Source organism: Dyella marensis (assembly GCF_049532885.1).
Lineage (GTDB): Bacteria > Pseudomonadota > Gammaproteobacteria > Xanthomonadales > Rhodanobacteraceae > Dyella_D > Dyella_D marensis.
On record NZ_CP064029.1, the window covers coordinates 515,315 to 541,741 of the forward strand.

Annotated in this window: 28 protein-coding genes; 20 read left to right on the plus strand and 8 right to left on the minus strand. The window is 68.5% G+C overall.

All coding sequences use genetic code 11. The features are described from left to right. Positions 1-2: 2 nt before the first annotated feature. Entirely contained in the window at positions 3-1,823 is a 1,821-nt protein-coding gene (locus ISN75_RS02160) for an FAD-dependent oxidoreductase (protein ID WP_343821716.1), read from the minus strand. 156 nt (positions 1,824-1,979) lie between these two features. Between ISN75_RS02160 and ISN75_RS02165 the strand changes: the two genes are divergently transcribed. The 4 genes from ISN75_RS02165 to ISN75_RS02180 all read left to right on the plus strand — a co-directional run bounded on the left by ISN75_RS02165 (position 1,980) and on the right by ISN75_RS02180 (position 4,456). Continuing rightward, the gene (locus tag ISN75_RS02165; RefSeq protein WP_343821714.1) at positions 1,980-2,867 is read left to right on the plus strand and encodes a LytTR family DNA-binding domain-containing protein; all 888 of its coding nucleotides are present in this window, start codon (positions 1,980-1,982) and stop codon (positions 2,865-2,867) included. A 63-nt stretch (positions 2,868-2,930) separates the two neighbouring features. Continuing rightward, positions 2,931-3,671, plus strand: coding sequence for a hypothetical protein (locus ISN75_RS02170; RefSeq protein WP_343821712.1), 741 nt, complete (start codon positions 2,931-2,933; stop codon positions 3,669-3,671). Between the two features lie 66 nt (positions 3,672-3,737). Continuing rightward, the gene (locus ISN75_RS02175) at positions 3,738-4,196 is read left to right on the plus strand and encodes a DUF6491 family protein (protein WP_167252670.1); all 459 of its coding nucleotides are present in this window, start codon (positions 3,738-3,740) and stop codon (positions 4,194-4,196) included. Then, a complete protein-coding gene (locus tag ISN75_RS02180; protein ID WP_168649243.1) occupies positions 4,193-4,456 on the plus strand; it encodes a hypothetical protein in 264 nt (87 codons plus the stop codon). The genes ISN75_RS02175 and ISN75_RS02180 overlap by 4 nt, the downstream gene beginning before the upstream one ends. 155 nt (positions 4,457-4,611) lie before the next feature. Here ISN75_RS02180 and ISN75_RS02185 read toward each other — a convergent pair whose 3' ends face one another. The 3 genes from ISN75_RS02185 to ISN75_RS02195 form a co-directional block, all read right to left on the minus strand. Beyond that, positions 4,612-5,433 (minus strand): ferritin-like domain-containing protein, encoded by an 822-nt coding sequence (locus ISN75_RS02185; protein WP_167252668.1) that lies wholly within the window; start codon positions 5,431-5,433, stop codon positions 4,612-4,614. Positions 5,434-5,602: 169 nt separating this feature from the next. Continuing rightward, positions 5,603-6,016, minus strand: a complete 414-nt coding sequence (locus ISN75_RS02190; RefSeq protein ID WP_168649244.1) for a universal stress protein — start codon at positions 6,014-6,016, stop codon at positions 5,603-5,605. 33 nt (positions 6,017-6,049) lie between these two features. After that, positions 6,050-6,388 carry a glycine zipper 2TM domain-containing protein gene (locus ISN75_RS02195; protein ID WP_343821708.1) on the minus strand — a complete coding sequence of 113 codons (339 nt, stop codon included), beginning with the start codon at positions 6,386-6,388 and terminating at the stop codon, positions 6,050-6,052. A 199-nt stretch (positions 6,389-6,587) separates the two neighbouring features. Here ISN75_RS02195 and ISN75_RS02200 point away from each other — a divergent pair, with 199 nt between their 5' ends. The 9 genes from ISN75_RS02200 to ISN75_RS02240 all read left to right on the plus strand — a co-directional run bounded on the left by ISN75_RS02200 (position 6,588) and on the right by ISN75_RS02240 (position 12,181). Next, positions 6,588-7,040 (plus strand): hypothetical protein, encoded by a 453-nt coding sequence (locus tag ISN75_RS02200; RefSeq protein WP_167252665.1) that lies wholly within the window; start codon positions 6,588-6,590, stop codon positions 7,038-7,040. A gap of 101 nt (positions 7,041-7,141) precedes the next feature. Further along, complete coding sequence (locus tag ISN75_RS02205) at positions 7,142-7,702, plus strand: peroxiredoxin (RefSeq protein ID WP_168649246.1); 561 nt, start codon at positions 7,142-7,144, stop codon at positions 7,700-7,702. Then, a complete protein-coding gene (locus ISN75_RS02210) occupies positions 7,702-8,175 on the plus strand; it encodes a hypothetical protein (protein WP_343821705.1) in 474 nt (157 codons plus the stop codon). The genes ISN75_RS02205 and ISN75_RS02210 overlap by 1 nt, the downstream gene beginning before the upstream one ends. Before the next feature lie 69 nt (positions 8,176-8,244). After that, the gene (locus ISN75_RS02215) at positions 8,245-8,991 is read left to right on the plus strand and encodes a DUF2884 family protein (protein WP_343821703.1); all 747 of its coding nucleotides are present in this window, start codon (positions 8,245-8,247) and stop codon (positions 8,989-8,991) included. Between the two features lie 129 nt (positions 8,992-9,120). Then, positions 9,121-9,558: a PA2169 family four-helix-bundle protein gene (locus ISN75_RS02220; protein WP_343821701.1), complete on the plus strand. Its 438-nt coding sequence runs from the start codon at positions 9,121-9,123 to the stop codon at positions 9,556-9,558. Positions 9,559-9,566: 8 nt separating this feature from the next. Further along, positions 9,567-10,148: a DUF924 family protein gene (locus ISN75_RS02225; RefSeq protein WP_343821699.1), complete on the plus strand. Its 582-nt coding sequence runs from the start codon at positions 9,567-9,569 to the stop codon at positions 10,146-10,148. A gap of 33 nt (positions 10,149-10,181) precedes the next feature. Then, the gene (locus ISN75_RS02230) at positions 10,182-10,457 is read left to right on the plus strand and encodes a DUF2845 domain-containing protein (RefSeq protein WP_167252659.1); all 276 of its coding nucleotides are present in this window, start codon (positions 10,182-10,184) and stop codon (positions 10,455-10,457) included. 117 nt (positions 10,458-10,574) lie between these two features. Then, positions 10,575-10,889: a DUF2845 domain-containing protein gene (locus ISN75_RS02235; protein WP_343821697.1), complete on the plus strand. Its 315-nt coding sequence runs from the start codon at positions 10,575-10,577 to the stop codon at positions 10,887-10,889. Positions 10,890-10,954: 65 nt separating this feature from the next. Then, on the plus strand, positions 10,955-12,181 hold the full coding sequence (locus ISN75_RS02240) for a low temperature requirement protein A (protein ID WP_343821695.1): 1,227 nt from the start codon (positions 10,955-10,957) through the stop codon (positions 12,179-12,181). A gap of 106 nt (positions 12,182-12,287) precedes the next feature. Here ISN75_RS02240 and ISN75_RS02245 read toward each other — a convergent pair whose 3' ends face one another. Both ISN75_RS02245 and ISN75_RS02250 read right to left on the minus strand, forming a co-directional pair. Further along, positions 12,288-13,304: a 2-dehydropantoate 2-reductase gene (locus ISN75_RS02245; protein ID WP_343821693.1), complete on the minus strand. Its 1,017-nt coding sequence runs from the start codon at positions 13,302-13,304 to the stop codon at positions 12,288-12,290. Continuing rightward, on the minus strand, positions 13,301-14,959 hold the full coding sequence (locus tag ISN75_RS02250; RefSeq protein WP_343821691.1) for an FAD-binding dehydrogenase: 1,659 nt from the start codon (positions 14,957-14,959) through the stop codon (positions 13,301-13,303). The genes ISN75_RS02245 and ISN75_RS02250 overlap by 4 nt, the downstream gene beginning before the upstream one ends. 186 nt (positions 14,960-15,145) lie before the next feature. Between ISN75_RS02250 and ISN75_RS02255 the strand changes: the two genes are divergently transcribed. The 6 genes from ISN75_RS02255 (at position 15,146) to ISN75_RS02280 (ending at position 23,246) form a co-directional block, all read left to right on the plus strand. Beyond that, entirely contained in the window at positions 15,146-15,988 is an 843-nt protein-coding gene (locus ISN75_RS02255; RefSeq protein ID WP_343821689.1) for a DUF2884 family protein, read from the plus strand. 166 nt (positions 15,989-16,154) lie between these two features. Then, a complete protein-coding gene (locus ISN75_RS02260) occupies positions 16,155-16,979 on the plus strand; it encodes a mechanosensitive ion channel family protein (protein WP_343821687.1) in 825 nt (274 codons plus the stop codon). A gap of 295 nt (positions 16,980-17,274) precedes the next feature. After that, the gene (gene aceF / locus ISN75_RS02265; RefSeq protein WP_423385121.1) at positions 17,275-18,972 is read left to right on the plus strand and encodes a dihydrolipoyllysine-residue acetyltransferase; all 1,698 of its coding nucleotides are present in this window, start codon (positions 17,275-17,277) and stop codon (positions 18,970-18,972) included. Positions 18,973-18,988: 16 nt separating this feature from the next. Then, on the plus strand, positions 18,989-20,773 hold the full coding sequence (gene lpdA / locus ISN75_RS02270) for a dihydrolipoyl dehydrogenase (protein ID WP_167252651.1): 1,785 nt from the start codon (positions 18,989-18,991) through the stop codon (positions 20,771-20,773). Between the two features lie 315 nt (positions 20,774-21,088). Then, a complete protein-coding gene (locus ISN75_RS02275) occupies positions 21,089-22,411 on the plus strand; it encodes an MFS transporter (RefSeq protein ID WP_423385122.1) in 1,323 nt (440 codons plus the stop codon). A gap of 64 nt (positions 22,412-22,475) precedes the next feature. Next, on the plus strand, positions 22,476-23,246 hold the full coding sequence (locus ISN75_RS02280; RefSeq protein ID WP_423385162.1) for a substrate-binding domain-containing protein: 771 nt from the start codon (positions 22,476-22,478) through the stop codon (positions 23,244-23,246). A gap of 59 nt (positions 23,247-23,305) precedes the next feature. Here the strand turns inward: ISN75_RS02280 and ISN75_RS02285 are convergent, their stop codons facing one another. Both ISN75_RS02285 and ISN75_RS02290 read right to left on the minus strand, forming a co-directional pair. Then, positions 23,306-24,334: a hypothetical protein gene (locus ISN75_RS02285; RefSeq protein ID WP_167252648.1), complete on the minus strand. Its 1,029-nt coding sequence runs from the start codon at positions 24,332-24,334 to the stop codon at positions 23,306-23,308. 473 nt (positions 24,335-24,807) lie between these two features. Then, complete coding sequence (locus tag ISN75_RS02290) at positions 24,808-25,488, minus strand: hypothetical protein (protein WP_168649259.1); 681 nt, start codon at positions 25,486-25,488, stop codon at positions 24,808-24,810. 132 nt (positions 25,489-25,620) lie between these two features. Here ISN75_RS02290 and dapB point away from each other — a divergent pair, with 132 nt between their 5' ends. After that, entirely contained in the window at positions 25,621-26,424 is an 804-nt protein-coding gene (gene dapB, locus ISN75_RS02295) for a 4-hydroxy-tetrahydrodipicolinate reductase (RefSeq protein WP_343819564.1), read from the plus strand. Positions 26,425-26,427 lie beyond the last annotated feature (3 nt).

Sequence of the window (26,427 nt, forward strand, 5' to 3'; positions counted from 1 at the left end):
ACCTACGCGTGGCGGGTGAATCCGTCCGCGCTCCAGGCTTCGCTGCCCACGCCGTGGTGCACGAAGAACAATCCATCCGGATCGTAGCGACGCTTCGCCGCCGCCAGCCGCGGATAGTTGGAGCCCCAGAAGCGCTGCTGCCAGTCGCGCAGGAAGTAATCGCTCTCCGACACGTAGGAGCCCGCCTCCGGCGCCACCTTCAGCAAGGCCTGCATGGCCTGGTCGATCTTCCGCGACTGCTGGCGCGCCTGGGCCAGCTCGGGCGCGCCGCCGGGCATGCCGGCGAAGGCCGGTTCGCCGCCGCTGGCGCAGATGGCCAGCGCGAAGGCTTCCAGCATGCCGGGGTTGGTCGCGGTGTCGCGGGCGCGTTCGATCGCGTCGGCCGGCGCGCCGGCCAGTCCCTTGTTGAAGTGCAGCGCGTAGTCGAAGTGCTGCGAGGCGGCGAACAGCGCATCGGCCAGCGCGTCCTGCCGCCCGGGCTGCAGCAGCGCGGCCGGCATCCAGGCCGACTGGTAGGAGTGGATGAACCAGCCCACCTGGTCGCGGTCGCCCCGCCAGATCATGTGGTGCGCCGGCGCGCCGGGGCGGTCGTCCGGCACGATGTATTCCGGCGCGTGCTTGCGGAAGAACACCGCATCCCAGAAATGCCGGGCGGGCAGGGCGATGGCGTGGACCGGTTCGGCCACGGTGTATTCCGGATGCTCCTTCAGCCAGGCCAGGAAGGGCTCCCAGGTCTGCTGCGCCTGTTCCTGGGTCAGGCCCTGGAACACCATCGAGATCTTCAGCGTGTCGCCGTCGCGGAAGGCCACCTGCTCGCCCCAGTGCGGGTTGAACAGCGCCTCGCGGTAGAACGCCACGAAGCGGTGGATCAGCGCGTGGAACGCTTCGCGCGAAGAGGCCTTGATGCGCCCCATCACGGCGCCGAAGAACTCCGGCAGGTCGAAGGTGCGCAGGGTCAGCCGCGTCACCACGCCCAGGCTGCCGCCGCCACCGCCCTTGATGCCCCAGAACAGTTCCGGATCGTTATAGGCATTGACCACCCGCAGCTTGCCGTCGGCGGTGACGATCTCCGCCTCCAGCAGGTTGCCGGCCGCGCTGCCGAAGCCCTTGGAGAAGCTGCCGAAGCCGCCGCTCTGGACCAGCCCCGCCACGCCCACCGTGGCGCAGCCGCCGCCCTGCACGTAGCGGCGGGCCTGGGTGGTGACCGCGTCGTAGGCGTCGATCCACAGCGCGCCGGACTGCACGCTCACCGCCGGCAGCGGCGCGGCGCGGCCGGCGGCGCCCTGCGGCACGAAGGCGTCGTGCAGCTCGATGCGGTTCATGCGGCGGGTCCACACCAGCAGCGAATCCGGCGCCTCGGAGGTGCCCTGGTAGCTGTGGCCGCCGCCCTTCACCACCAGGCGCAGGCGGTGCTGGCGGGCGAAGTTCACCGCGGCGGCGACGTCGGCCGCGCTCTCGGCCGCCACGGCATAGGCGCTGGGCTGGGAGGTCCAGGCGTCGGCCCAGCCGCTGGTCTGGGTCAGGGCCGGGTCGTCGCCGAGGGCGAACGGGTTGTCCAGCTGTTTCAGCGCCTGGGTGCAGGCGGCGGACGGACATTCGGCGAACGGCGAGCGCGGCTGCAGCAGGCGGCCGCCGACCTGGCGGCGCAGTTCGTCCCATTGAGCTGGAGCCGGCCAGCCGGGCTGGCCGGGGCGGACGCGCTGGAAGGCGAGCGGGCCGGCCAGCACATGGGCCGCCCTGGCGGACGGGAGCGCCCCGGCGCGCAGCGCCAGCGGCAGCAGCGGAAGGGCGAGGGAAGCTTTGAGCAGGTCGCGGCGGTTCATGGGAGTGGCTGGCTCGTGGAAGGCGCGGCGGCGCCGGATGCCACCCATGCTGTGCGGCGGGCGGCAGGCAACCCAGCGCCAGGTGATTGATCGCGGGCTGCAAGGGACGAATGGCGGACCGTGGTGACGAGCCGCCCCGACCGTAGAATGCCGGCCATGCAAAACCGACCCAGCTTCGACGCCAGCTTCGACTACCGGGATTTCCAGCGCTGGCGCCGGCCGGTGGTGCGCGCGTTCTGGGTGCTGGTCACCCTGCTCAATACGACGTTCAACGCCATCGTCGCGCGGATGGACAACCCGCGCCTGCCGGCCTGGGAACCCTGGACCTGGGAGTGGAGCAGCGGCCTGCTGATCCTGGCCCTGATCCCCGCCGTGCTGGCGGTGGAGCGGCGCTGGCCGTTCCGCCTGGACAGCTGGCGCGCCAGCCTGCCCTGGCACCTGCTGGCCAGCGTGCCGTTCAGCCTGCTCCACGTGGCCGGCATGGTGGCGCTGCGGGGCGTGGTCTACGCGGCGATGGGCCGGCATTACGACTTCGGCAGCTGGTGGCCGAACTTCGGCTACGAATACCTCAAGGACGTCCGCACCTATTTCCTGATCATCGCCCTGGTCAGCCTGGCCCGGCTGTGGCTGATGCGCTGGCAGGGCGAGGCGCGCCTGCTGGCCGAGCCCGACGAAGGCCCGCCGGTGGAACCGGTGGAGCGGCCGGAGCGCTTCCTGGTGCGCAAGCTGGGCAAGGAGTTCCTGGTCAACGCCAGCGAGATCGAATGGCTGCAGGCCTCGGGCAACTACGTGAACCTGCACGTGCGCGGCCGCGACTATCCGCTGCGCAGCACCATGGCCGGCATCGAGGAGCGCCTGGACGCGCGCCGCTTCCTGCGCGTGCACCGCAGCTTTGCGATCAACCTGGACTACCTGGCCGAGATCGAGCCGCTGGACGCCGGCGAGGCGCGCCTGCGCATGCGCGACGGCGCCGTGGTGCCGTGCAGCCGGCGCTACCGCAGCCAGCTGCGCGAGCGCTTCGGCGACGCACCGGCCGGCGCCTGAGCGGTTGCGCCTGGGGGCGCGCCGTTTCACTCTTGGCTTCTTTCCAATTCACGGGTACCGCCGATGAACCTGCCGCGCCTTCGTCCCGCCGTCCTGGCCGCTTCGTTCGTTTTCGCCGGCGTGCTGGCCGGCTGCTCGCCGTCCGGCGGCGACCAGGCCGCCGCGCCGGCGCAGGCGCCGCAGGCCGACGAGTCGGCGCAGAAGCTGGAGACCTACCGCCAGCTGCTGCGCATCCATAACGACGAGATGGCCACCTCGATGGGCAAGGAGATCGTCAGTCGCTACCCCAGCAGCGAGGCCGCCAAGGAAGTGCAGCAGACCCTGCCGGAAGTGGAAAAGCGCTGGAAGGAAAACAGCGAGAAGAACCGCCTGCAGGGCCTGTGGCTGTACCAGGTGTCGCCGATGGCCGGCGGCACGCAGTCCACCGCCACCATCTACAGCAGCCAGCCTTCCGGCAACGACCGCGTGCGGCTGGTGCTGCGCCGGCACACCGAGTGGGGGCAGAACGCGTTCCTGTATGCCGGCGGCGAGCATGGCTTCGTGTGCAAGGGCAACTGCACGCTCAAGGCCGTGGTCGACGGCAAGGACACCGGCATCAAGGCCTTCGCGCCCAGCACCGGCGAGCCGGCGCTGATGATCCGCGACGACAAGGCCTTCATCGCCCTGCTGGAGAAGTCGAAGAAGATATCGATCGACGTCACCATGCAGGACGGCGAGAAGAAGCTCACCCTGGTGTACGAAGTCGGCGGCTTCGACGCGGACAAGTGGCAGCCGGTGGGCAAGGGCGGCGCCAGGAAGAAATAACGCGAGGTGCACCGCGGAAGGCGCCGCGCGTTCCGATGCGGGTCTCCTTCCACTGGAGGACATGCCATGTTCGCCCACCGTGTTCTGTTTGCCGCCATCGCCGTGCTCGGCATGGCGGCATGTTCCAGCGTGCCGTATGCGCAGCGCATCGGCGCGCGCCAGGCCGCCTACAGGGAAGCCGCGCGCGATCCGGTGCGCAGCTTCCGCTTCTTCGAGCTGTATTCGTGGGAACCGCTGGGCGACAGCCAGCTGGCCATCTATACGCGGCCGAACGAGGCGTACCTGGTGAGCGTGATGGGGCCGTGCCCCGATCTGGAATTCACCGACGCCATCGGCCTCACCTCCAACTTGAACGAAGTGCAGGTGCGCTTCGACAAGGTGCTGACCGGGCGACGCGACATCCCCTGCACCATCGGCGAGATCCGCCCGGTGGACCTGGCCAGGCTCAAGTCGGTGGAGCACGAGCAGCGCAAGATCCAGTCCGCGCAGCGCGCGGCCGCCGCGGCGGACCAGCCTTCGCCATGAACGAGCCGCAGATCTTCTGCCCGCGCTGCGCCTGGCGCCCGCAGGGCGAGGACCGCTGGCAATGCTCGCCGCGCATGGGCGGCTGCGGCACGGTGTGGAACACCTTCTGGACCGCCGGCGTCTGCCCCGGCTGCAGCTATCGCTGGCAGATCACGTTCTGCCCGTCGTGCCGGCAGTTCTCGCCGCATGAGGATTGGTATCACTGGCCGGAGGGCAGTGCGCGGGAGCGCGAGCGGGAGCTGGAAGTGGGGCGCGACTGAGCGCCACCTACTGTCATCCCGGCGTAGGCCGGGATCCAGTAGCGCCAGTAGCCGGTTGTCGAAATAACGCCCAAGTCAGTCTTTGGACGTCCAAGCCATCGTGCCGTCTTTCGCTACTGGATCCCGGCCTGCGCCGGGATGACGCCTGGACGGCGTCAGTTGAGAAACAGCTTCTCCGCAATCTTCGCCAGCGGCTTCTCCACCATGCCCTGCACGCGCGGCGGCAGGTCCAGCGGCTTGAGCAGCATCTTCACCGTCATCTCGGCGGGGATGTTGCGGCGGAGCAGGGCCTGGGCGCGGCCGGTGATGCGCTTGAACTCCGCCTGGTTGTCCACGTGCTGCGGATAGCACTGGTTGAACACGTGGCGCAGCGCGATGTCGCTGTCCTCGCTCTTGATCTCGTTGACCCGGCGCAGCAGGGTGCGGAACACCTTGTAGCGGCCGAAGCCTTCGCGTTCGCGGTATAGCCGGTAGTGCTGGTAGAAGTGCTTGTAGTGGCGCACTTCGTCGCTCTTGATGTGGTTGGTGAGCTGCTTGAGCACGGGCTCGTCAGTGATGTCGTTGAGCGCGCGGTACAGGCTGGCGGTGCCGGTTTCCACCACGCAGCGCGCGGCCAGCTCCAGGCCGCGGCTGGGCTCGAGTTCGTCGGCGGTGCAGACCTTGCCGTATTCGTCCCAGAACGACTGGAAGCCGCGCTCCCAGTCGAACTCCGGCCACACCTTGCGCACATAGGCGGCGAGCGCGCGGCCGTGCTGCAGTTCCTCGTGTTCCCAGTGCTGGCTCAGCCAGGTCTGCAGGGCTTCGTCGCCGGCGAAGTGGTCGATCAGGTTATGCGTGTACAGGTCCGAGCCGCTTTCCACGAAGGAGGCGCTGCACAGCAGGAAGAAAAGGTCTTCGTTGTGGCGGACGCGCTCGAATTCGATGCGGTCCAGATCCAGGCTGTCCAGAGTCCAGGGCAGGGTGGTGTTATAGCTCACGCGGCATTTCCTGTGCGGGCCCGGGCCGTTCGCAGCGGGGCGCGCGCCGGCCTGGCATGACTGTTATATGACAAAGCATACGACGAGAGCGGGGTCCGGGATTAATGACTGCCGACCTGGACGCGGCATGGGGCACGGCAAGAAGTTGCGCGCTCCGCTTCTGGCGGCCTCAGCGCACCACCGTCACCGGCACGTGGGCCCGCGCGAGCATATCGTCGGAGACCGAGCCGAGCAGCCAGCGCCCCAGCGCGCCGCGCTCGGTGTGGCCGATCACGATGTGGTCGATGCCGTGCCGGCGCACCTGCTCCAGCAGCACTTCGCCGGGGCAGCCGGACATCACTTCCACGTCGATCAGTCCGGCCGCGTCGGGCAGCAGGGCGCGCACTTCGGCCAGCAGTTCGCCGGCGCGTTGCGCGCCGGAATCGGCCATCAGCAGGGCGCAGGTATCGGCCGCGCCTTCCACCAGCTTCACCGCGTTGACCACCCGCACGCGGCCGCCGCAGGCCTGGGCCAGGGCCACCGCGAAGCGCAGCGCGCGCTGCGAGGAAGGCGAGCCGTCATAGCCGACCAGCGTGTACTTCATGGGCCGCCTCCTCAGGCGGGCGGAGCCTGGAACTCAGTAGGCGACCTGCCGGCAGCGCCGTTCGACATGCGTCTTCTTGGTCTGCTGGTTTTCCTGGATCTTCTTGCCCGCATAGCCGCCGCCGACGGCGCCGGCCACGGTCGCGAGCGTCTTGCCCTTGCCGCCGCCGACCTGGTTGCCCAATACGCCGCCGGCCACGGCGCCGATGGCCATGCCGGCGATCTGGTGCTGGTCCTTGGGCTGGTCCTGCACGGTGACGTTCTCGCACACGGTGCGCGTGCGCGGCTTGCTGGTGGAGTTCTGCGCATGCACCGCGCTGCCGGCGCACAGCAGGCAGGAAAGGCCGAAGGCGAGAGCGCTTCGCGTGTTCATGGCGAGTCCTTATCGGTTCCGGTGGAGCAAGAGTTTGCGCGGACTTCCGTTAGCGGTAGATCAAGAACACACGTTTTGCACGCGGCTCTCACGGCTATTGGCGAAGGCTGAACGCCACCGCCCGGCTTCGCCGTCTGTTCAGCCAGCGCGCCTACCATGGCGACCGGGTACTGACCCAACCGAGTTAAAGGAGAGCGACATGATCAAGCGTTCGATGGGAATGATGGCTCTGGTGCTGGCGATGGCGGGCGGCATGGCCGCGACGGGAAGCGCACGGGCTGCCGACGCGAACGTGGATTGCAAGCTGCGGTTCAATCTCTCGGGCTGGTCGATCATCTACAAGCACGCCGAGGGCAACGGCACCATCACTTGCGACAACGGCCAGCAGGCCACGGTCAAGATCGAAGTGGTCGGCGGCGGCCTGACGGCGGGCAAGTACCGCATCGACAACGGCAAGGGCGAGATCAGCCACGTGCGTTCGATCGACGACGTGTTCGGCGACTACGCCCAGGCCGGCGCCGAGGCCGGCGTGGTCAAGAGCGGCCAGGCGCAGGTGCTGACCAAGGGCACCACCTCGCTGGCGCTGGCTGGCACCGGCGAGGGCGTGAACCTCGGCGTGTCGATCGGCAAGTTCAGCATCAAGCGTCCGTAAGCTTTGCCGGTTTGACGCATGGGAAGGGCGCCCGAGGGCGCCCTTCTTTTTGGGCGCAGGCGTACACTCCCGGAGTTCCCTTTTCCCCGTGGAGTGCTCTCATGCGTCGTAACTTCCTGTTGTTCGCCTTGATTCTCCTGGTCGGAATGGTCGCCCCGGCTTTCGCCGACGACGCGCCGGCTTCCGCACTGCCGCAGGTGGGCCAGGCCGCGCCGGATTTCCGCCTGCAGGACCAGAACGGCAAGTGGCACACGCCGGCTGATTTCCATGGCCATTGGCTGGTGCTGTATTTCTATCCGAAGGACTTCACCCCGGGCTGCACCACCCAGGTCTGCACCTTCCGCGACGACGTCGCCAAGCTGCGCAAGGCCGGCGCGATGGTGGTGGGCGTGAGCCTGGACGACGTCAAGTCGCATGCCGATTTCGCCGCCAAGTACCACGTGCCGTTCCCGCTGCTGGCCGACAGCGACAAGAAGGTGGCCACCGCTTACGGCGTGCTGACCTCCAAGATGGGCATGAACTACGCCAGGCGCACCACCTTCCTGATCGATCCGGAAGGCAAGGTGGCCAAGGTCTACCAGGATGTGGATCCGGAGAAGAACTCCGCCCAGGTGCAGTCGGACCTGACCACGCTGAAGTCCTCGGACAAGGCTTCGTCCTGATGCTGTTGAAGGTGCGCAAGGACGCGGCGGGCTCGCGCGAGTTCGCCGCGTGGCCGGTCGCCGTCTGGTTGCTGCTGCTGCTCGCCGCCTATGGCGGCGTGCAGTACCTGCGCTTCGGCGTCTACGACTATCTGGCCGGCGCGCTGGGTGTGATCGTGGTCTGCGCCGGCTGCGTGCTGCGGCAGGAATGGGCGCGGCTGGCGATGCGCGCGACCGCCGTGCTGCTGGCGTGCTGGGCAGTCTATTCCGGCGTGGCGATGTGGCAGGGGCGCGAGCAGTTCGACATGGCGCGGCAGGCGGCGCTGGCCAATCCGCAGCTGGGCGACGTGGCCTTGCTGATGGTCGAGCGCGCGCGGCGCACCTTCCAGGTGGTGATCGCGATCAAGGCCATCGGCGTGCCCCTGCTGCTGTGGCTGGCCTGGACCATGGGCCGCCCCAAGGTCGCCGCGCAGTTCCATACGCGGCGGCGCTGAGCCGGCAAGTTCAGCCCGGGTTGTCCGGCGGCGGGCTATCGCTGCATGCCTTCCGCCCGAGGACGCCGCATGCGCCGCCTGATCCCGTCCACCTTCCTGGCCCTGGCCAGCTTGGGCCTGCACGCGCAGGACCTGGCCACCACCTGCCAGGCCAGCAGCAGCTACGACGTCACCTTGAAACCGGCCGAGCTGTCGTTCGACCGGCCGCAGCCGGCGCCCTTCCACGTCGAGCTGCATGACGGCAGCCTGCGCACCGACGGCCAGCCGGTATCGCTGCGGCCGGAGGACCAGGACCGCATCGCCCTGTTCGAACGCGAACTGCGCGCGCTGGCGCCGCGCGCCAAGAGCGTGGCGCGCAACGGCGTGGACCTGCTGGCGCAGTCGGTGCGCGAAGAAGCGGCCAACCTGGGCCTGAGCGCCGGCTCCATGGGCGACTTGAACCAGCGCCTGGACGCCCGCGTGGCGCAGCTGAAGCAACGCATCGACGCCAGCCAGAGCACCCACGACTGGCAGGGCGACCTGGCCGACCAGTATGCGAACCAGATCGCCAGCGACCTGCTGCCGGTGATCGCCGGCGACCTGGGTCAGCAGGCCGTGCAGGCCGCCATGAGCGGCGACATGCAGGCCGCCGCCAGCCTGCGCGACCGCGCCGGCGACCTGGCCACCCAGCTGCGCCCGCGGCTGGAGCAGCGCATGCAGGCGCTGCGTCCGCAGCTGCAGGCGCTGTGCCCGTCGATCCGCCGCCTGGCCGAATTGCAGCAGGGCGTGCCGGGCGCCAACGGACAAGCTCTGAACCTTTTGCAGATCGCCCAATGACGTCGGCAAACCGCTGCTGAGCGCGGCTTTTTTGGACACCCGGGGATTAATGCCCCGCTAAGCGGGCGAGTCCGAGCATAGCCGCATCGTCCACTATCCCAAGCACCGAACCGCCCGGAGGCGGTCGCCGTGTCGCATCTCGACCAGACTCTGTTCAACGCCCTGATCCGCCGCGGTATCGACGACCGCGACCTGCATCGGCGGGCCCTGGAGCGGGTGCGCGATCCGGCGCTGCAGATCCTGCTGTTCGAAAATCTGCAGACGCTGGACTCGCTGATCGCCGACCTGCAGTCGCAGGTGAGCGCCGATGGTGGCGAAGCCGCACAGCGCGGTACGGCAGCCGGTGCGCTGCGTATCCTGCTGGCCGATCTTTCCACCCGCTTCGCCGCGCAGCGCGATACCGCGTGGGTGCAGTGCCTGGCCCGGCACGAATGCTGGCTGCTGCACAGCTTCGAACGCCAGCTGCAGCGCGCGGGCCGTCCCGAAGCCGGCCTGAGCCGCCAGCTCGACCGCCTGTACGGCATGCACCGCGACATGCACTGCCTGGCCGGCACCACGCATGGCTGATGCCGCCCATGGCTGAGAACCTCATGACCGATGCGCAGGATGTGCTGGCCTTCTGGTTCGACCCCGATCACGAGGCGCTCTGGTTCGAGCGCAACGACGCCTTCGACGAGGCCATCCGCAGCCGCTTCGGCGCGCTGCACGAGGGGGCCGCGCGCGGAGAACTCGACAGCTGGATCACCTTGCCCGAAGGCTGGATGGCGCTGCTGCTGGTGCTCGACCAGTTCAGCCGCAACCTCCATCGCGGCGATGCGCGCACTTTCGCCTGCGACGCGAAGGCGCAGCGGCTGGCGCTGGAGGGCATCGCGCAGGGTTTCGACGAGCGGCTGCCGCCGGCCTGGCGCGTATTCGCCTATATGCCGCTGGAACATGCCGAGGACCGCGCCCTGCAGGATCGCAGCGTGGCGCTGGTCGAAGGCCTGTGCGCGGCGTTTCCCGGCGAGGCCGTGTACGCCAACTATCTGAGCTATGCGCAGCGCCACCGCGAGGTGATCGAGCGCTTCGGCCGCTTTCCCCACCGCAACGCCGTGCTCGGCCGCACCTGCACACCCGAAGAGTTGCAGTACCTGGCCCAGCCCGGCGCCGGTTTCTAAGTTCCCTCCCCCTGCCTGGAAAGGAGTTCCACCATGCGCCGTCTCGTTCTGATGTCCGTGCTGGCGCTGGCCAGCGTTGCCGCACATGCCGCCAGCACGCTGCGCATCGGCAGCCAGGTGCTGACCGTGGGGGAAAGCGCCTCGCGCGCGATCCAGCTGCTTGGCGAGCCGAGCTTCAAGGAACCGATCGAGACCAGGCACGGCGGCTATGTTGGCCAGCGCTGGCAGTACCAGCGCGAGAACAGCCAGGTCACCACCCTCACCGTGATCGGCGGCAAGGTGACCAAGATCGAGGAACTCAGCAACTGAGCCTGCCTGTTGGCGCGGCGTTGCCTTACATGCCGCGGCGGCATGCGCCGCTGATGCGTCTCGCCGCGCAAGCCTAAATTCACTCTCAGGGCGCTGGTGGCGCCATGGGAGTGAATCATGCGTTGCTGGATATGGGTGATCCTTTGCCTCTGCGCGGCAGCGCCGGCATGGGCGGACAGCTTGCGGGTCGGGCAGCAGGTGCTGGTCACCGGCGACAGCGCGGCGCGCGTAGTCGAGTTGCTGGGTCAGCCGGCCCACAAGGCCAGCGGCGGCAAGGCCGGGAAGGCAACGAACAAACGCAGCTCCAAAGGCGGCAGCCGCGCGAAACAGGCGGCAGGCAAGGCCACGGAAGGCGAGCGCTGGCAATACCGCCAGGGACGCCACACCGTCACCGTCGTGCTGGTGCAGGGCAAGGTGGCGCGTATCGAATAGCGGCGGCGCCGTAGCCTGTGCACGGATGCCGTGCCATAAAGGCGCCGATGCCAGGGAAGCCCGCCATGTCCATGCCCAAATCTTCTTCGCACCACGCTCCGTCCGGCCTGCTGCGCGAACGCACCGCCGGCGGGCACGGCAAGGTGACGAATATCGAGCTGTTCTTCGACCTGGTGTTCGTCTACGGCGTGACCCAGCTGTCGCACACCCTGCTGCACGACCTCAGCCTGATCGGCGCGGCACACGTGCTGCTGCTGTTCCTGGCGGTGTGGTGGGTGTGGATCTTCACCGGCTGGGTCACCAACTGGCTGGACCCGGACCGCATCGCGGTGCGCGCCATGATGCTGGCGCTGACCTTCGCCGGCCTGCTGCTGTCGGCCTCGCTGCCGCAAGCGTTCGGCGAGCGCGGCCTGCTGTTCGCCGGCGCCTACGTGACGATGCAGGTGGGGCGTTCGCTGTTCATGGTGTGGGCGCTGCACCGCGGCGGCACTGCATCCCAGCGCACCAACTTCGTACGCATCCTGCTGTGGCTGTGCATGGCCGGCGCCTGCTGGCTGATCGGGGCGTGGCAGGACGGCGCGCCGCGCTTCCTGTGGTGGATCGCCGCGCTCGGCATCGAATACCTCGGCCCGGCCGCGTATTTCTTCGTGCCGGGCCTGGGCCGTTCGACCACCGCGGACTGGGACGTGGAAGGCGGCCACTTCGCCGAGCGCTGCAGCCTGTTCGTGATCATCGCGCTGGGCGAGTCGCTGGTGGTCACCGGGTCGAGCTTCGCCGAATCCAGCGCCATGGCCGACGCGGCGCCCGCCTTCGTGGCGGCCTTCCTGGGCTGCGTGGCGATGTGGTGGATCTATTTCGACCTGGGCGCGGAGCGCGGCAGCCGCGCGATCCGCCATGCGGCCGATCCGGGGCGCACGGCGCGGCTGGCCTATACCTATCTGCACCTGCCTATCGTGGCCGGCATCGTGGTGAGTGCGGTGGGCGACGAACTGAGCCTCAGCCATCCGCACGCACGCTGCGAGCTGCCGGCGGCCATCGTGCTGATCGGTGGGCCGCTGCTTTATCTGCTGGGCAATGCGCTGTTCAAGATGACGGCGGGGCGCTGTCCTTTCCCGCTGTCGCATCTGGTGGGGCTGGTACTGCTGGCCCTGCTGGCGGTGCCTGCTCTGCAGCTGTCGGTGTTCTGGCTGGCCACGCTCACCACGGTGGTGCTGCTGGTGGTGGCGGTGTGGGAGACCTTGTCGCTGCGCGGCGTGCGGCGGCGCCTGGCAACGCACGCAGGGCACGGATAAGCGTCACGGACCGGCGTAGGTTGGGGTGAGCGCAGCGAACCCCAACGTGGGCCGCATCCGGCGATGCACTTGTTGGGGTTCGCTGCGCTCACCCCAACCTACATTGCTAGCGGCGCGCGGCCTCGCGCAATTCGCCCAGCAGGCGTTCGGCCGTCCACGCCACCGGCTTTGCTTCCGCCTCGCGCACCAGCTCGACAATGCGCCGGTTGACCGGCGCCTCGCGCCCCGCACGCTCCGCCAGTTCCACCACCGCGCCATGCAGCGCATCGACCTCGGTGCGCCGCCCCGCCTGCAGATCTTCCCAGGTGGACGAACGCGCCAGCGGATCGATCGCCAGCATCCGCGAGGCTAGGCGCGCGAACAGCGCATCGGGCAGCTTCAGCAGCGCGGGCAGCCAGCGCGGCGGCAATGGCGTGAGCTTCGCGACCGGAAGATGCAAGCGAGCGAAGATCCCCAGCGCTTCCGCCTGCGCCAGCGCCAGGCAGCGCCGCCATCCCCGCTGCGCCAGCTCGTCGCGCAGCGGCAAGCCCGACAGCGCGTTGATCGCATTGTTGAGATTGAACAGCAGCTTCGCCCGCTGCACCGCCGCCATGTCGCGGCGCGGCTCGACCGGCAGCCCGGCGTCGGCGAACACCGGCAGATAAGGCTGCAGCGCCGGATGCTCCTCCACCATCAGCTCCCCGCTGGAACCCTGATGGAACACACCCGGTTCCCGCTGCAGCACATTGAACGGCACCATGCCCGCCAGCACCGTGCGGCCGGGCAGGGCGGCGCGCAGCGTGTCGGCGTTGTGCAGGCCGTTCTGGAAACTGATCACCAGCGCATCCGGCGGCAGCACCGCGGCCAGCTCCTGCCCCACCTGCGCCGTATCGCCGGATTTCACCGTCGCCAGCACCAGCGGCGCGGCCGCATCCGCCGGCGCCGTGCACAGGTCGAGCGACGCGCCATCGATCGTCCGATGAAACCCATGCAGATCGGTCAGCGTCATCCCGCGTTCGCGCAACGTCGCCCGCATCCGCTCGCGCACGATAAAACGCACCGCCGCATGCCCGTGCAAGCGTCCGCCGAGATAGCCACCGACACTGCCGGTGCCATAGACGACGATGTCCGCTGCCGCGCTCAAGCCACCGCCGCCGCCGCGGCACGCCCCGCGACCCGCCCGGAGAACAGGCAGCCGCCGAGGAAGCTCCCTTCCAGCGCGCGATAGCCATGCAAGCCGCCACCGCCAAACCCCGCCGCCTCGCCTACCGCATACAAGCCCGGCAAGGGCTGCCCGTCCGGCGCCAGCACCCGCGCCTGCAGATCGGTCTCCAGCCCGCCCAGCGTCTTGCGCGTCAGCACATGCAGGCGCACCGCGATCAGCGGCCCATTGGCCGGATCCAGCAATCGATGCGGCTTGGCTACGCGCACCAGCTTGTCGCCGCGATAGCGCCGCGCGTTATGGATGGCCATTACCTGCGCATCCTTCGCGTAAGGGTTGTCGAACTGCAGGTCGCGGGTCTCGATTTCGCGCCGCAGCGCGGCGGCATCGATCAGGCCCTCGCCGGTGAGCGCATTCATGCCGGCTACCAGTTCCTCCAGCGTGTCGCGCACGATGAAGTCGCGGCCGTGCTGCTTGAACGCTTCCACCGGCGCCGGCGCGCCCTTGCCGACGGCGCGCCTGGCCACCTGCCGCCAGCTCTTGCCGGTGAGGTCGGGATTCTGCTCGGAACCGGACAGCGCGAACTCGCGCCGGATGATCTGCTGGTCCAGCACGAACCAGCTGTAGTCGTAGCCGGTCTGGCGCAGCCAGGCCAGCGTGCCCATGGTGTCGAAGCCCGGCCACAGCGGGCCGGGCAGGCGCCGGCCGGTGGCGTCGAACCACAGCGAGGACGGGCCGGGCAGGATGCGGATGGCGTGGGCGGGCCAGATCGGATTCCAGTTCTCGATGCCTTCCACGTAATGCCACATGCGGTCGCGGTTGATCAGCTGGGCGCCGGCCGCTTCGCTGATCGCCAGCATGCGGCCGTCCACGTGCGCCGGCACGCCGCACAGCATGTGCGCGGGCGCGGGGCCGAGCCGGCTGGGCCAATGCTGGCGCACCAGTTCATGGTTGGCGCCGATGCCGCCGGAAGCGACGATCACCGCCTGCGCGCGCTTTTCGAAATCGCCGGCCACCTCGCGCGTGCTCGGCCGTCCGCGCTCGATCGCATCCGGCGCCAGCACCGCGCCGCGCGCGCCGACCACCGCGCCGCCTTCCACCAGCAGCTCATCCACCCGATGGCGGAACGCGAATTCGATCAGCCCCTTCGCCTGCGCCGCACGCGCGCGCCGCACGAACGGCTCCAGCACGCCGGGGCCGGTGCCCCAGGTCACATGGAAACGCGGCACCGAATTGCCATGCCCATACGCGCCATGCCCGCCGCGTTCGGCCCAGCCCACCACCGGAAACCAGCGCATGCCCATGCCGTGCAGCCAGGCGCGCTTTTCGCCAGCGGCGAAGTCGACATAGGCCTCGGCCCAGCGCCGCGGCCAGTAGTCTTCCGGCCGGTCGAACGCGGCCGTGCCCATCCAGTCGGCCAGGGCCAGCGCGTGCGAATCGCGCACGCCCATGCGGCGCTGTTCGGGCGAGTCGACGAAGAACAGCCCGCCGAACGACCAGAACGCCTGGCCGCCCAGGCTCTGTTCCGGCTCCTGTTCCAGCACCAGCACGCGCCGCCCGGCATCCGCCAGTTCGGTCGCCGCCGCCAGTCCGGCCAGGCCGGCTCCGATCACGATCACATCCCAGCCGTCCCGCATATGCGTGCTTCCCCAGGCCGATAGTCCGGCCAACTTAGCGGCTGGCGGCGCGCCTGCCTATGCGCGACGCCGCATGTGACCGATGGCAGGGCATGACGGCTGGCCCATGCCGCTGCGCCGGGCGCCGACGCATCGTCTGCAACATGGGCTGGCGGAGGGCCGGGCCATGCCACGAGGGGATCGACCATGCGCAAGACTTCCGCCACCACCTTGCTCGGCCTCGCCCTCGCCCTCGCCCTGGGCCTGGGCCTGGCCATGGCCTTGCCGGCGCAGGCCCGCACCATTCAGATCGACGACGACAGCTGCGGCTACCGCACGCCGTACGACGTGCGCGTCGACGCCTCCGGCATCCGCTTCCAGCGCGACGACGGCAAGCCCGGCGACGTGTTCATGCACGACGGCCAGCTGCGCGTGGACGACCGCGCGCTCGCCGTCTCCGCCGCCGACGCCGCGCGGCTGCGCCAGTACGAGGACAAGGTGCGCGCGCTGCTGCCGGAAGTGGCCGGCATCGCGCGCGACGGCGTCGACGTCGGCTTCGCCGCGATGCGCACGGTGCTGATGACCTTCGCCGAAGGCGAGGGCGAGCGCCGCAAGCTGGTCGAGCGCCTCGACCGCCGCCATGCGCAGGCGCGGGCCGATATCGACAGCACGCTGGGCCGCGGCATCTGGAAGCACGGCGCGGTGAGCGAAGCGCTGACCGACAGCGTCGGCGAGACGGTCGGCGACCTGGTGGGCAAGGTCACCGCCAGCGCGGTGACGGCCGCGCTCAGCGGCGACCAGGCCAAGGTCGCCGCGCTGGAAGCGCGTGCGCAATCGCTGGACAAGAGCATCGACAAGGAAATGGACGCGCAGGGTGAGCGCCTGGGCGAACGCGCCAAGGCGCTGTGCCCGCGGCTGCAGGCGCTGGATCAGTTGCAGCAGCAGTTCCAGTTCCGCCTGGCCGACGGCTCGCGCCTGCAGCTGGTCACCTACGAGAAGCACAACGACAAGACGCCGGCCAAGCAGGAACCGGACGTCGCCTCGCGCTGAGGCGAGGCGAAACGAGCGCTCCCGCGCTTTCCCCCCACGGACGCTCCACTCCATGCCGCGTTCATCCCCATGGCGCGGCCTTTTTATGCGCGCCGTTGCCGGGTTCCGGCCGCGCGCGCATGGCTGCTAGGCTTGAAGTCTGCCTTCCCCGGATGGACTCCCCGCCATGCACGATTTCCTGGTGCGCCTGCATTTTTCCGAAAATGCGATCGACCACCTGATCAATCTCGGCGCCGCGCTGCTGATCCTGCTGCTGGGCCTGTGGCTGGCCGCACGCGTCGCCAACTTCGCGCTGCGCGCCATGCAGCGCGCGAAATTCGACCCGACCCTGAGCGGCTTCCTGCGCAACCTGATCAACGGCGTGCTGATCGTGCTGCTGGTGGTGATGGCGCTGCAGCAGGCCGGCGTGCCGTCGGCGCCGCTGATCGCCGCGCTCAGCACCGCGGGCCTGGCCATCGGCCTGGCCTTGCAGGGGTCGCTCAGCAACCTGGCCTGGGGCGTGCTGCTGATCGTGTTCCGGCCGTTCCGCGTGGGCGACTACATCACCGCCGGCGGCATCGACGGCACGGTGGATTCGATCAATCTGATGCACACCTTGCTGGTGCTGCCGGACAACCGCGAGGCAATCGTGCCCAACGGCAAGATCGGCGCCGAGGCCATCGTCAATTTCAACCGCCGCGGCACCCGCCGCTTCGAGCTGAAGGTGGGCATCGGCTACGGCGACGACATCGGCAAGGCCATGGACGTGGTGCGCGAGCTGTTCGACGCCGACGAGCGCATCCTGCGCGACCCCGCGCCGGGCATCTGGACCGAATCCCTGGGCGACAGCGCGGTGAACCTGGTGATCCGCGCCTACACCCGCAGCGGGGATATCTGGGGCGCCCAGACGGACCTGCTGCGCCGGATCAAGGAGCGCTTCGAGGCCGCGGGCATCTCCATTCCGTTCCCGCAGCGCGAGCTGCGGGTGGTGCAGGGCAAGCTGCCGGACTGACGCTTCTGCCCCCTCTCCCCGCCGGGGAGAGGGCTGGGGTGAGGGGGCGGGCGGAGCGTGGAAGCGGGAGCAGCAAGCAAGCCCCGCCCTGTCGATCCGTTTTGGCGAGCACCCACCCCTCATCTGCCTGCCGGCATCTTCTCCCCGGAGGGGAGAAGAGTTCCTGTGCATACGTATGCGCATGGTCCCCCGCGACCAAGATCGATCCAGACGGGACCGGGCGCCTTCGCTATGATTAGGCTCTTGCGTGCCGCCATCCCCCACGCGCGGCGCCATCGACATCGCAGGAGTAACCATGGCCGACCTGAAAGAAGCCCGCGTGCCGGATATCGGGCACGACAACGTCCCGGTGATCGAAGTACTGGTGAAGCCCGGGGACAAGGTCGCGAAGGAACAAGGCCTGGTCACCCTGGAATCGGACAAGGCCACCATGGAAGTGCCCGCGCCGTTCGCCGGCACGGTCAAGGAAGTCAAGCTCAAGGTGGGCGACGAGGTGTCCGAGGGCGCCGTGATCGCCATCATCGAGGCCGACGAGGCCTCCGCCCCCGCGCCTGCACCCGCGCCGGCCACCCAGGCCGCCGCCCCGGCCCCCGCGCCGGCTCCCGCTGCCGCCCCGGCCAAGGCCGCCGAGCCCAGCCGCGCCGCTCCCGCGCCGGCCGCCGGCGGCGTGCGCGAAGCCCTGGTGCCGGATATCGGCGGCCATGAAGGCGTGCCGGTGATCGAGGTGCTGGTCAAGGTCGGCGACACCGTGGCCAAGGACCAGAGCCTGATCACGCTGGAATCGGACAAGGCCACCATGGAAGTGCCCGCCGCGTTCGGCGGCGTGGTGAAGGAGCTGAAGGTCAAGGTCGGCGACGAGCTGTCCGAAGGCGCCGTGATCGCCCTGATCGAGAGCAGCGAAGGCGCCCCGGCCGCCGCGCCGGCGCCGGCCCCGGCACCGGCCAAGGCCGCCGTGCCCCAGGTGGAAGAAAAGCCCGCCCCGCTCGGCGGCCGCGGCGTCCTGCCCGGCAACGCGCCGGAAGGCGACGTGGCGCCGGCGGCCCGCCCGCCGTTCGACTCGCGCATCGTGATGCCGGGCGACGCCCCCTACGCCAGCCCCGCCATCCGCGCCTTCGCGCGCGAGCTGGGCGTGGACATCCGCCAGGTCAAGGGCAGCGGCCGCGGCGGCCGCATCGTGCGCGAGGACGTGGCCTCCTACGTCAAGCACGCGCTGGCCTCCGGCGCGCGTCCCAGCGGTCCGGCCCAGCCGGCCGGCGGCGGCCTCAACCTGCTGCCGTGGCCGAAGGTGGATTTCGCCAAGTTCGGCGCGATCGAGGAGAAGCCGCTCAGCCGCATCCAGAAGATTTCCGGCGCCAACCTGGCGCGCAACTGGGCGATGATTCCGCACGTCACGCAGCACGAGGACGCGGACATCACCGAGCTGGAAGCCTTCCGCAAGAAGCTCGGCGAAGAGAACAAGGACCTGAAGATCACCCCGCTGGTGTTCCAGATCAAGGCGGTGGTCGCGGCGCTGAAGAAGTTCCCGCAGTTCAACGCCTCGCTGGACGAGACCGGCGAAAAGCTGATCCTCAAGAAGTATTTCCACGTCGGCATCGCGGTCGACACGCCGGACGGCCTGGTCGTGCCGGTGATCCGCGACTGCGACAAGAAGGGCCTGCTGGACCTCGCCGTGGAACTGGGCGAAATCTCCAAGAAGGCGCGTGACAAGAAGCTCGGCCCGAACGACATGTCCGGCGGCTGCTTCTCGATCTCCTCGCTGGGCGGCATCGGCGGCACCGCGTTCACGCCCATCGTCAATGCGCCGGAAGTGGCCATCCTGGGCGTGTCCAAGGCGCAGACCAAGCCGGTGTGGAACGGCAAGGAATTCGCCCCGCGCCTGATCCTGCCGCTGTCGCTGAGCTACGACCACCGCGTGATCGACGGCGCCCTGGCCGCCCGCTTCGCCTCCTTCCTCGCCACCCAGCTCGGCGACATCCGCCGCCTGCTGCTCTGACGCGGAGACCGACGACATGGCGAATACGATCGAACTGAAAGTCCCCGATATCGGCGGCAACGAGAACGTGCCGGTGATCGAAGTGCTGGTGAAGGCCGGCGACAGCGTGACCAAGGACCAGAGCCTGATCACGCTGGAGTCCGACAAGGCGACGATGGAAATCCCCTCGAGCGCGGCCGGCACCATCAAGGAATTGAAAGTGAAGGTGGGTGACGAGCTGTCCGAAGGCGCCGTCATCGCCATCCTCGAAGTCGCCGGCGACGCCGCCGCGCCCGCGGCCGAAGCGCCGAAGGCCGCGGCGCCCGCTCCGGCACCGGCGCCTGCGCCGGCTGCCGCCGCCAAGGCTCCGGCACCCGCCCCGCAGGCGGCCGGCGCCTCCGGCCGCAGCGCCGACATCGAATGCAAGCTGGTGGTGCTCGGCTCCGGCCCCGGCGGCTACACCGCCGCGTTCCGCGCCGCGGACCTTGGCGTGGACACCGTGCTGGTCGAGCGCTACGCCACCCTGGGCGGCGTCTGCCTCAACGTGGGCTGCATCCCGTCCAAGGCGCTGCTGCACGCCGCCGCCGTGATCGACGAGGCCGAGGCGATGGCCGCGCACGGCGTCAGCTTCGGCAAGCCGAAGCTCGACCTGGACAAGCTGCGCTCGTTCAAGAACAAGGTCGTGGCCCAGCTCACCGGCGGCCTGGCCGGCATGTCCAGGCAGCGCAAGGTGCGCACCGTGCAGGGCGTGGGCACGTTCGTGTCGCCGCACGAACTGGAAGTGGAGACGGCCGAAGGCAAGAAGCTGGTCCGCTTCGAGCAGGCCATCATCGCCGCCGGCTCGCAGTCGGTGAAGCTGCCGGCCTTCCCCTGGGACGACGAGCGCGTGATGGATTCCACCGGCGCGCTGGAATTGAAGGACGTGCCGGGCAAGCTGCTGGTCGTCGGCGGCGGCATCATCGGCCTGGAAATGGCCACGGTGTATGGCGCGCTGGGCAGCGAAGTGACCGTGGTCGAATTCATGGACCAGCTGATCCCCGGCGCCGACACCGACCTGATCAAGCCGCTGGCCAAGCGCCTGGGCGGCAAGCTCAAGGGCGTGCACCTTAAAACCAAGGTCACCGAGGCCAAGGCCACCAAGAAGGGCATCGAGGTCGCCTACGAAGGCGACAGCATCCCCGAGACCAGGCTGTTCGACCGCGTGCTGGTCGCCGTGGGCCGCTCGCCCAACGGCAACAAGATCGGCGCGGACAAGGCCGGCGTGGCGGTGACCGAGCGCGGCTTCATCAACGTCGACACGCAGATGCGCACCAACGTGCCGCACATCTTCGCCATCGGCGACCTGGTCGGCCAGCCGATGCTGGCGCACAAGGCCACCCACGAGGCGCGCGTCGCCGCCGAAGTGGTCGCCGGCATGAAGAGCTACTTCGATGCGCGCGTGATCCCGTCCGTGGCCTATACCGATCCGGAAGTGGCATGGGTCGGCGTGACCGAGCGCGAGGCCAAGGAGAAGGGCCTGAAGATCGGCGTGGGCAAGTTCCCGTGGGTGGCCAGCGGCCGCGCCATCGGCATCGACCGCACCGAAGGCTTCACCAAGCTGATCTTCGACGAGGAAACCCACCGCGTGGTCGGCGGCGCCATCGTCGGCCCGCATGCGGGCGACCTGATCGCCGAGATCACCCACGCCATCGAGATGGGCAGCGAGGCGGCCGATATCGGCCTCACCATCCATCCGCACCCCACCTTGAGCGAGTCGGTGGGCATGGCGGCGGAGGTGTACGAAGGCACCATCACCGACCTGTATATCCCCAAGCGGAAGTAAGTGCCGCCATCATTGAAAAGCCTGGGCATGCCCAGGCTTTTTCTCTTGGCTGACCAAGCCGCGCATCATGTCATTTCCTTACGCCGGCTCGCCATGGCGATAAATCAGAAAGTTTTCGTTCTGCCGCCTGCACGGCAAAACGCGCGATGAAAGTCATTTTAAGAGCTGGTCCGTGCTGACGCGTTCGCGCGTTCTGATATTTTCCATGGCTGCTCGAAATCGCCGATCCAATCCCGCCTTGGCCCATCGTGCTTTCCGTTGCCGATACCGCCGGGGGCCGATACCGCCGGGAAGTCATTGTTCGCCCGCTTGCGCATGTTCAAGAGACCAGGAGACACGTCGATGGATCCTTCGCCCAGCCTTCCGGCCGGCCTTTCGAAAGCCGCTGCGGTCCTTCGCGTGACGGCGGGGAACTTCCTTGAGCAATTCGACTTCTTCCTGTTCGGGTTCTACGCGACGCAGATCGCCCAGGTCTTTTTCCCGGCGCAAAGCGAATTCGCCTCGTTGATGATGACTTTCGCCGCCTTCGGCGCCGGATTCCTGATGCGGCCGCTCGGAGCGATCGTGCTTGGCGCCTATATCGACAACGTCGGCCGCCGCAAAGGTCTCATCGTCACGCTGTCGATCATGGCCAGCGGCACGATCCTGATCGCCTTCGTACCGGGCTACGCGACGATCGGCCTTCTGGCTCCCGCGCTCGTGCTGCTCGGACGCTTGCTGCAGGGCTTTTCGGCCGGTGCCGAGCTGGGCGGCGTGTCGGTGTATCTGGCCGAGATGGCCACGCCGGGCCGCAAGGGCTTTTTCACCAGCTGGCAATCGGCGAGCCAGCAGGTCGCGATTGTCGTGGCGGCCGGCCTGGGTTTCGCGCTCGATCGATGGCTGAGCGCGCCGGTCATCGCCTCGTGGGGATGGCGCATACCGTTCCTCGTCGGCTGCATGATCGTGCCGTTCATCTTCATCCTGCGCCGCCGCCTGGAGGAGACGCAGGAATTCAAGGCACGCCAGCATCGGCCGGACATGAAAGAACTGCTCGGCACGCTGGCGCGGAACTGGGTCGTGGTGATCGCCGGGATGATGCTGGTGGCCATGACCACCGCGAGCTTCTATCTGATCACCGTCTACGCGCCGACCTTCGGCAGGACGGTTCTGCACCTCAGTACCGCCGACAGCCTGCTCGTGACGCTCTGCGTTGGAGTGTCCAACTTCGTATGGCTGCCGATCGGCGGCGCGCTCTCCGACCGCGTCGGCCGCCGGCCGCTTCTCGTCGGCATGACCGTGCTCGCCATCGCTACCGTGTATCCGGCGTTGTCCCTGCTTGCCCATGCGCCTTCGTTCGTCAGCATGCTGCTCGTCCTGCTGTGGCTCTCCTTCATCTACGGCATCTATAACGGCGCGATGGTCGCCGCGCTCACGGAGGTGATGCCGGTGCAGGTGCGCGTCGCCGGATTCTCGCTGGCGTACAGCCTCGCGACGGCTGTGTTCGGCGGTTTCACGCCAGCGGTTTCCATGGCGCTGATTCACATGACGGGCGACAAGGCCGCTCCCGGCTACTGGATGAGCTTCGCCGCGGCATGCGCGCTCATCGCGACGTTCGTGCTCTACCGCCGCGGCGCATCCGCGTTGGCGCCGGCGCACTGACGCCAGGCTCGTCCCGCCTCACGAACACCGCCAGATCCGTACGGGCACCGCCATGAAAAATCCCATCCTGAAACTATGCGCGGCCTCGATCGTCGCGGCCTCCGCCTGCTTCGCGAACGTGCAGGCCGCCCAGTTGCAAGTGATGACCTCCGGCGGGTTCACCGCCGCCTACAAGCTGCTGGGCCCGCGGTTCGCCGCCCATACGGGCCATACGCTCGAGACCACCTTGGGGCCGTCGATGGGCAAATCGCCCGAGGCGATACCGAGCCGGCTTGCGCGTGGCGAACCCGCGGACGTCGTCATCATGGTCGGTTACGCGCTTGACGAGTTGATCAGGCAAGGCCGGGTCCTGCCGGGGTCACGCGTCGAGCTGGCCGATTCGCGTATTGGCATGGTAGTGCGCGAAGGTGCGGCGAAACCGGACATCCGGTCGGTCGAAGGCCTCAGGCAGGCACTGCTGCAGGCGAAATCGATCGCCTATTCGGACAGCGCAAGCGGTGTCTATGTCGAGCGGGAGCTGTTCAGGAAGCTTGGCATCGAGGACCAGGTCAAGTCGAAGGCGAAGATGATTCCGCGGGTTCCGGTGGCGTCGGTCGTGGCCAACGGTAACTACGACATCGGCCTCCAGCAGGTGAGCGAACTGCTTCCCGTGCGGGGGGCAACTTTCGTCGGCAAGATTCCCGAGTCGCTGCAATCGGTCACGCGCTTCGCCGGCGGCATCCCCGCGGGCGCCCGGCATCCGGAGGAAGCCAAGGCGCTGCTCGACTATCTCGCGTCGCCCGAGGCGCAGCCGGAGGTAAAGGCGACGGGGCTCGATCCCGTTCCCGCACACTGAAATGCGGCGCCGGAAAAAGCCCGGGCATGCCCGGGCTTTTTCTTTGCCTTGCGCCGAGCTCAGTTCGACTCGGTGAACTGGATGTACGGCGTCGAGCCGCCACCCGTCGAGCAGCTGCCCAGGTTGAGGTTGTTGCTCTCGCCCGTGCTGCCGGAGTTGGCCACGCACGACGGCGCCGAGGTGGAGCCGTTGGTCACCGCCAGCTTCGCGGTGATCGACGAGCCGGTGTTGAACTTGGCCATCGAGCCGCCGGCATTGCCGACCACGTTCCACTCGCCCACCTTCCACACCGTCGCCAGGTACAGCACGCTGTCCTTGCCGCTGGAGCTGTAGGCCTGGGTGCCGTTGGTGAACACCACGGTGTCGTTGCCGCCCGAGCTCACCGTGCCGGTCAGCTTCACGTTGGCCAGCTGGGTGGCCGGCACGTCCGGCGCGGTGGCCGCGGCGCTGTTCTTGTAGCAGTCGCCGGCGCCGTCGCTGCCGAAGCCGCTGGGGCAGCTGCTGCCGCCGTAGCCGATCAGCCAGTACTGCATGAACACGGCCGCCTGGCCGTCCACTTCGTAGTCCGGCGCGTACACGTACTGCTGCCACACGGTACAGCCGGAGTGGCCTTTGCAGGCCGAGGTGGTGTCGTCGAAGCTGGAGTTGATCTGCAGCGAATACTCGTTCGGGCCGAGGATGCCGCCGCCGCCGTAGGCGGCCACGCCCACGCCGGATTCCGAAGTCACGCCGGTCACGCTCGGGAAGCTGCCCACCGCCTTGGTGATCAGCGTGGACGAATGCAGCGTGTAGTCGTTGCCGTTGCCGGCGTTCTGCGCGGGGCCGAAGCTGCGCCAGCGCGGCGTCGGCGTCACGCGCGGGATCGCCGCCGTGCATGCGGCGCGCTCCCACACGACGCTGGGATAGGTGGCATGGAAGCAGCCTTCGGCGGGCGTGGCGATATGCGAGATGTCCTCGCGCCACTGCGCATGGGCCTGCGCTTCCAGCGCACCGACCAGGTCGGTGGTGGGCTGCGCGGCATAGGCCGCGGAAACACAGGCGGCGCTGAGCACGCCGGCGGCTACGACAAACGTCAACTTCGCAAGCATTGAATTCTCCCTGATGCGAAAAATAAGTTTTCGGTTCCGGCGCTGGAGGATTCCAGCCGCCGGTTTCGGGCAACAACTCACCTGCGCGCCGACCGCATCGCGGTGGCGACGATTCATGCGACTACCTGTGCTCCGCTGCATCCCACGGCGGAGAGTCGAGCGATGACGCATCCCCTGAAAGAGCGTCCGGCCATCCGGGCCACAAACGTTCCGGCGGCTTTGGTAATGCATCTTCGGTGCGCTTTGCAAATCGAAAGAGACTGCGTCAAGCACCTGCGATGCAAATCGCCCGATGCGCGCGCGAAGGCGCTTCGCACATGCCTTGAAAATAGCTTCCGGGTGAAAGAGAGCGCGCGCCGTTAATGATGTTCAACGATTCGTGCATTCGAAAAAACGCGCGATGCGAATACGTGTGCAAGGTGTGAAGAGCGAACGCTCGTCATTCCGGCCTGCGCCGGAATGACGAGGTGCTGCTACGAGTGCCCGTGCTGCTTGTCCGCCGCGATCGCCGCCTCGATCCGCTTGTGCAGCCCGTCCAGCATGCTGACCACCTCGTGCACCGTGCCCGCCATCTGGCTGGCCACGTGCAGCAGTTCGCGCGGCTGGTAATCGTCGTTGTCGAAGTCCAGCCCCATGTCCATCGCATGCGGGCCGTTCAACACCAGCGGAATGTCGGCCGCCAGATTGTTGAGGCTGGCGGTCTGGGACGCGTAGATGGACGAATAGGCGCGCAGGCGCTCGTTGTCGATCCAGCTGGCGGACTGGTTGGCCACGGCCAGGTCCCAGGCTTCGCGCCGCAGCACCGGCCAGCGGTAGTCCAGGTACAGGCCGTCGGGTGCGTTCGCATGGGCGTGCTGGCGGATCGTTTCGTCCGAGGCATGCGCCTTGATGTCGGCGGCGAGCACGTCGCGCAGGTGGGCCAGTGCTTCCATGCGCGCCCGGTCGTGTTCGAGCACGCGCTCGATCTCGGCCAGGTTCTGCTGGATCTCCGCATCGATGCGCACGCTGGCCTCCTCGGCCGCGTGCTTGTGATGGACATGCTCGATCCACGCCTCCAGCCCCAGCGCGGTGAGGATGCTGAGCACGATCATCAGATAATGCTTGATGAAATCCTTGAGCGATTGCAGGCGCGTTCTGGGCAATTCGAGGTGCATGGCAGCGTCCGGGCGGCGATATGCGGGAAGCTGCCGAGCCTAACCGAAGGCGCCGCGGGCCGGCAGTGCGCAAGGGCTTGCAAAGCGCCCGGCACGGCGGCATCTGGTTTTCTTTGACTGGCGAGGTGACCCATGGGCTTGAACGTCTGTCTGGCAGGAGCCACCGGCTGGGCCGGTTCGGAACTGGCGCGCGGCCTGGCCGCCGCCGATGGCCTGAAGCTGGTGAGCGCGGTATCGCGCAAGCATGCCGGCGGCACGCTGGGGCAGGCGCTGGGCGATGCGCGCCTGGATGCGCCGGTGTTCGCCACCGCCGCCGAGGCCCTGGCCCGGCCGGTCGACGTGTTCATGGAATACACCAGGCCGGACAGCGCCAAGGCCAACATCCTCGCCGCGCTGGAACACGGTGCGCACGTGGTGGTGGGCACCTCGGGACTGAGCGACGAGGACTACGCGCAGATCGACCAGGCCGCGCGCGCCAGGGGCCGCGCCGTGCTCGCCTGCGGCAACTTCGCACTCACCATGGTGCTGCTGCAGAAATTCGCCGAGCAGGCGGCGCAGTACATCCCGAGCTGGGAAATCATCGACTACGCCTACGAAGGCAAGCCGGACGCCCCCAGCGGCACCGTGCGCGAACTGGCCGGACGCCTGGGCCAGGTGCGCCAGCCGGAACTCGGGCTGCCGCTGGAGCAGACCCGCGGCGTACGCGAGACGCGCGGCGGCACCCTGGGCGGCGCACAGGTGCACGCGGTGCGCCTGCCGGGCTTCGTGCTCGGCGCCGAGGTGATCTTCGGCATGCCGGACCAGACGCTCACCCTGCGCCATAACGCCGGCAGCAGCGCGAAGCCTTACGTCGACGGCGCGCTGCTGGCGCTGCGCAAGGTGCCGGGCCTGGCGCCCGGCCTGCACCGCGGCCTGGACAAGGTGCTGGAAATCTGAAGC

What these genes read in the sequence shown, in the direction of transcription:
- ISN75_RS02285 (WP_167252648.1), bottom strand. Translation starts at nt 24,334, where the DNA reads ATGCTTGCGAAGTTGACGTTTGTCGTAGCCGCCGGCGTGCTCAGCGCC.
- ISN75_RS02255 (WP_343821689.1), top strand. Translation starts at nt 15,146, where the DNA reads ATGCGCAAGACTTCCGCCACCACCTTGCTCGGCCTCGCCCTCGCCCTC.
- ISN75_RS02205 (WP_168649246.1), top strand. Translation starts at nt 7,142, where the DNA reads ATGCGTCGTAACTTCCTGTTGTTCGCCTTGATTCTCCTGGTCGGAATG.
- ISN75_RS02215 (WP_343821703.1), top strand. Translation starts at nt 8,245, where the DNA reads ATGCGCCGCCTGATCCCGTCCACCTTCCTGGCCCTGGCCAGCTTGGGC.
- ISN75_RS02235 (WP_343821697.1), top strand. Translation starts at nt 10,575, where the DNA reads ATGCGTTGCTGGATATGGGTGATCCTTTGCCTCTGCGCGGCAGCGCCG.
- ISN75_RS02250 (WP_343821691.1), bottom strand. Translation starts at nt 14,959, where the DNA reads ATGCGGGACGGCTGGGATGTGATCGTGATCGGAGCCGGCCTGGCCGGA.
- ISN75_RS02175 (WP_167252670.1), top strand. Translation starts at nt 3,738, where the DNA reads ATGTTCGCCCACCGTGTTCTGTTTGCCGCCATCGCCGTGCTCGGCATG.
- dapB (WP_343819564.1), top strand. Translation starts at nt 25,621, where the DNA reads ATGGGCTTGAACGTCTGTCTGGCAGGAGCCACCGGCTGGGCCGGTTCG.
- ISN75_RS02290 (WP_168649259.1), bottom strand. Translation starts at nt 25,488, where the DNA reads ATGCACCTCGAATTGCCCAGAACGCGCCTGCAATCGCTCAAGGATTTC.
- ISN75_RS02275 (WP_423385122.1), top strand. Translation starts at nt 21,089, where the DNA reads ATGTTCAAGAGACCAGGAGACACGTCGATGGATCCTTCGCCCAGCCTT.
- ISN75_RS02190 (WP_168649244.1), bottom strand. Translation starts at nt 6,016, where the DNA reads ATGAAGTACACGCTGGTCGGCTATGACGGCTCGCCTTCCTCGCAGCGC.
- aceF (WP_423385121.1), top strand. Translation starts at nt 17,275, where the DNA reads ATGGCCGACCTGAAAGAAGCCCGCGTGCCGGATATCGGGCACGACAAC.
- lpdA (WP_167252651.1), top strand. Translation starts at nt 18,989, where the DNA reads ATGGCGAATACGATCGAACTGAAAGTCCCCGATATCGGCGGCAACGAG.
- ISN75_RS02260 (WP_343821687.1), top strand. Translation starts at nt 16,155, where the DNA reads ATGCACGATTTCCTGGTGCGCCTGCATTTTTCCGAAAATGCGATCGAC.
- ISN75_RS02170 (WP_343821712.1), top strand. Translation starts at nt 2,931, where the DNA reads ATGAACCTGCCGCGCCTTCGTCCCGCCGTCCTGGCCGCTTCGTTCGTT.
- ISN75_RS02230 (WP_167252659.1), top strand. Translation starts at nt 10,182, where the DNA reads ATGCGCCGTCTCGTTCTGATGTCCGTGCTGGCGCTGGCCAGCGTTGCC.
- ISN75_RS02210 (WP_343821705.1), top strand. Translation starts at nt 7,702, where the DNA reads ATGCTGTTGAAGGTGCGCAAGGACGCGGCGGGCTCGCGCGAGTTCGCC.
- ISN75_RS02240 (WP_343821695.1), top strand. Translation starts at nt 10,955, where the DNA reads ATGTCCATGCCCAAATCTTCTTCGCACCACGCTCCGTCCGGCCTGCTG.
- ISN75_RS02160 (WP_343821716.1), bottom strand. Translation starts at nt 1,823, where the DNA reads ATGAACCGCCGCGACCTGCTCAAAGCTTCCCTCGCCCTTCCGCTGCTG.
- ISN75_RS02200 (WP_167252665.1), top strand. Translation starts at nt 6,588, where the DNA reads ATGATCAAGCGTTCGATGGGAATGATGGCTCTGGTGCTGGCGATGGCG.
- ISN75_RS02165 (WP_343821714.1), top strand. Translation starts at nt 1,980, where the DNA reads ATGCAAAACCGACCCAGCTTCGACGCCAGCTTCGACTACCGGGATTTC.
- ISN75_RS02180 (WP_168649243.1), top strand. Translation starts at nt 4,193, where the DNA reads ATGAACGAGCCGCAGATCTTCTGCCCGCGCTGCGCCTGGCGCCCGCAG.
- ISN75_RS02195 (WP_343821708.1), bottom strand. Translation starts at nt 6,388, where the DNA reads ATGAACACGCGAAGCGCTCTCGCCTTCGGCCTTTCCTGCCTGCTGTGC.
- ISN75_RS02225 (WP_343821699.1), top strand. Translation starts at nt 9,567, where the DNA reads ATGGCTGAGAACCTCATGACCGATGCGCAGGATGTGCTGGCCTTCTGG.